Here is a 3,229-nt window from a genome sequence, read left to right as displayed (position 1 = left end):
TGGTAACCATCGGCGCAATTTAGTCCTCCCCCAAGCTTTAGCAGCCCTAAAACCTTCAGGAGCCAAGATGGAAGAGGATTATCTAAAAATCAAATTTGCCACTGGTGCAGTTAAGATTTGATCATGCTGTTTAGAGTTCCAGTCAATCTACACAGCAGTAAATTAACCCTTTCTTAGATCCTGAGCCATTTTGAGGAACGGATCCATGCTTGAGTCAGGGCGACGGCGTTGAGAGCTTACCTGACCGTTTTGTTCTAATGTCGCTCCAGACTGGGAAGCAGGCTCAGACGTGGCCATAGGTGTCTCATTTTGGGAAAGGGTGACTTTATCCGTAGCGGAGATCTGCTCTACTACTTCACCGCTTAAAATAGCAGTTTTGGTCTTGGGAAAGGATTTCTTGACCTTAACACTGCTGCGCATGTAGTCAATGTTTCCCATTGTTTTGGCTTGATCTGTGTCCAAGAAATACTCTTTGGACTGGTTAGCTTCTATAGACTGTGCCATATCCTGGCGGTCCTCATCAACGTACTTGGTCTGAGAGTTGAACAAATTGCCAAAGAGTCCCATAGTTAATTTTTCCTGCCTCTAGGTAGTCTCTTGTTACTTTATGTTAAATATTATAAATATTTATATCACAAATCTTCTTTAAAAACTGATATCAACACAAAAAAAACCAGCCACTGACAGAGAATGTCCTCTGTCAGTGGCTGAGGGAATTAGTCAGGGTGCATTTAGTACTTCTGTATCTAGTACTTCTCTATCCCGCTGGGTTGTCACCCAATCAGGCAGCCAAATTAAAGATGGGGTGGAACCCCGCGCTTATTCAAAGCGGTAGGGAACGCACACCAAGAGAGTGATTGCTTACAGGGCAGATGCCTAGGGCATATCGCCACCACTGGCTATAAGTTTATAGGCAGCTTGTTTATAGGCTAGAATACTGAGCTAATATTTAGCCAATATATTAGTTAATAAGAAACGCCACGATATTTGAGGTTGACTTTGTCTTGCACAAGTGTTAAATGATGGGCACTACCCAATCGGTAATTCAGTCCCCGGTACTTGCCAGCAAAGTCAACTGCTGTGGTGGAAACTTCCCAAGGATGGTATTGGTAGCTAACACCGCGATAAGAAAGTTTCATCCTTAAGAGCAAGGAGACTCCCGTTATACCCGTAGGGTTAGCGGGAGACGGGGCTATAAAGTGCGGACGCAGGTTCCGCACACAGCCCGGAGACGAAACCTTAAAATAAGGTTTGAAGTTACCGTAAGGAGAGGGTCGCCTTGTCTTGATGCAGTCGCTCATGGGGGAAACCCCCAAGACCGCGCTGCATCGCTAATCAAACAGTTTTAACCCTTTTACGCATAACCGACTAACCATAAAGGCTCCACTCTCCTAAGGTTTCGTCTCTGGCCTTAATCATGGAGGCGCCCTTGACCCGTAATTAAATTCGCCATGGGTCGTGCCTCAAAGTTTTAACCCTTTTACCCATAGCCGACCGGAGATGAAACCTGTTTATTAAGGCAGCCTTAATCATAAAGTTTTAACCCTTTTACCCATAACCGACCAACCATAAAGGCTGCCTTATTCTTGCGGTAACTTCGTTCCCAACCATAAAGGCTGCCCCAGCGAGAGATTGCTCGCTGGGGTAACTTCTGACCCTCAGGAATTGCGTCCATGGGTCCAGTTGACATCTCACATAAAATGGTTGAAAATGTGAGTATGTCTGAAAAAGCTTACCGATACCGCTTTTATCCTACACCTGAGCAGGAAACTCTGTTGAGGAGAACTATAGGCTGTGTAAGACTTGTTTACAACAAAGCTCTAGATGCTAGAACCAAAGGGTGGTACGAACGTCAAGAAAGAATAACCTACAAAGAAACCTCTTCAATGTTAACAGGTTGGAAAAAAGAAGAAGATTTATTTTTTCTCAATGAAGTAAGTTGTGTTCCACTCCAACAGGGATTAAGACATCTTCAAACAGCTTTCACTAATTTCTTTGCAGGTCGTGCTAAGTATCCAAACTTCAAGAAAAAACGCAATGGTGGTACTGCGGAATTTACCAAATCCGCATTTAAATGGAGAAATAGCCAGATCTATTTGGCTAAATGCCAAGAACCTTTGCCTATTCGTTGGAGTCGTCAGTTACCGGCTAACTGTAATCCAAGTACCGTTACAGTTAGCTTAGATCCGTCTAATCGTTGGCATATCTCAATCAGGTTTAATGATCACAGAGATTTGAGTCTACCTCCAACTAGCCATCAAATTGGTTTTGATTTGGGGATTACCAGCCTAATTACAACCAGTAACGGAGACCAAATAACCAACCCTAAACATTTTAAAAAACTCAAGAAAAAACTAGCTAAATACCAAAAAGATCTATCACGGAAACAAAAAGGATCCAACAACCGTTGTAAAGCTCGTTTGAAAGTTGCCAGAATCCACGCAAAAATTAAAGACTCTAGAAGAGATTTTACCCATAAGCTAACCACTAAACTGGTCAAAGAAAACCAATTGATTGCCTTTGAGGACTTAGCTGTAAAAAATCTGGTAAAAAATCACAAATTAGCTCAAGTAATCAGTGATGCTAACTGGGCGGAAATAATTCGTCAGGTCAAATACAAGTCAGAGTGGTACGACCGCAAAGCTGTCTTAATTGACAGGTGGTTTCCCAGTAGCAAACTTTGCTCTGTATGCTTAAATCGCGTTGAATCTTTACCTTTAAATATTCGAGAGTGGGATTGTCCCTCTTGTAATGCTCACCATGATCGCGATATTAACGCATCAATTAATATTTTGGCGGCAGGGCTTGCCGTTTCAGTCTGTGGAGCGACCGTAAGACCGGAAGAGAGTAAATCTCGGAAGGCTGGTGCATTGAAGCAGAAACCTAAGTCGTGAGTCTTAGGAATCCCCCGCTATCATCTAAGATGAGCGCGGTGGGAGGATGTCAAAGTCTTCGCCTCATAATGTCAGTGTAGTGATAAGAGGCGCGTTCCTTCAGGATTTATCCTTACTTCCGTCTCTCCATGAAGCTTGATCACCTATGGTTAAGTCATGAACAGATGAACGATTTGTAATTTCTGTATCTATTGTAACTGTTTTGCAGGTAAATCTCAATATCTTCATAAAAGTTAATAGTTTCCCGTTGTCGCCAGTTCTAACCTCAGGCGCTACAGTTAAATAACTGCAAGCTTGTGGGAGTGGCAAGACTATGAGTGATAAAGGTGAAAGTT

5 protein-coding genes and 1 riboswitch are annotated in these 3,229 nt (G+C 42.9%); of the genes, 2 read left to right on the top strand and 3 right to left on the bottom strand.

Translation table 11 applies throughout. The annotated features are described in order from the left end of the window. Positions 1 to 121, top strand: a 121-nt coding sequence (locus F6K49_RS38320) for a hypothetical protein (RefSeq protein WP_293105558.1), incomplete at its 5' end; no start/stop codon positions are given. Positions 122 to 162: 41 nt separating this feature from the next. On the opposite strand, the gene F6K49_RS38315 is transcribed toward F6K49_RS38320, so the two are convergent. From F6K49_RS38315 to F6K49_RS38305, 3 genes are all read right to left on the bottom strand, one after another. Further along, entirely contained in the window at positions 163 to 567 is a 405-nt protein-coding gene (locus F6K49_RS38315; protein ID WP_293105554.1) for a hypothetical protein, read from the bottom strand. A 398-nt stretch (positions 568 to 965) separates the two neighbouring features. Then, positions 966 to 1,139 (bottom strand): DUF4278 domain-containing protein, encoded by a 174-nt coding sequence (locus tag F6K49_RS38310; protein WP_293061171.1) that lies wholly within the window; start codon positions 1,137 to 1,139, stop codon positions 966 to 968. Between the two features lie 386 nt (positions 1,140 to 1,525). Next, a complete protein-coding gene (locus F6K49_RS38305) occupies positions 1,526 to 1,690 on the bottom strand; it encodes a hypothetical protein (protein WP_293061169.1) in 165 nt (54 codons plus the stop codon). A gap of 28 nt (positions 1,691 to 1,718) precedes the next feature. Between F6K49_RS38305 and F6K49_RS38300 the strand changes: the two genes are divergently transcribed. Then, positions 1,719 to 2,894 carry an RNA-guided endonuclease TnpB family protein gene (locus tag F6K49_RS38300; protein ID WP_293105548.1) on the top strand — a complete coding sequence of 392 codons (1,176 nt, stop codon included), beginning with the start codon at positions 1,719 to 1,721 and terminating at the stop codon, positions 2,892 to 2,894. Between the two features lie 88 nt (positions 2,895 to 2,982). After that, a riboswitch (Glutamine riboswitch) is annotated at positions 2,983 to 3,067 on the bottom strand. Between the last annotated feature and the right edge of the window lie 162 nt (positions 3,068 to 3,229).

The organism is Moorena sp. SIO3I6 (assembly GCF_010672095.1).
The sequence above is the reverse complement of the archived record's forward strand: the minus strand, read 5'-3'. Positions and strand labels throughout refer to the sequence as shown.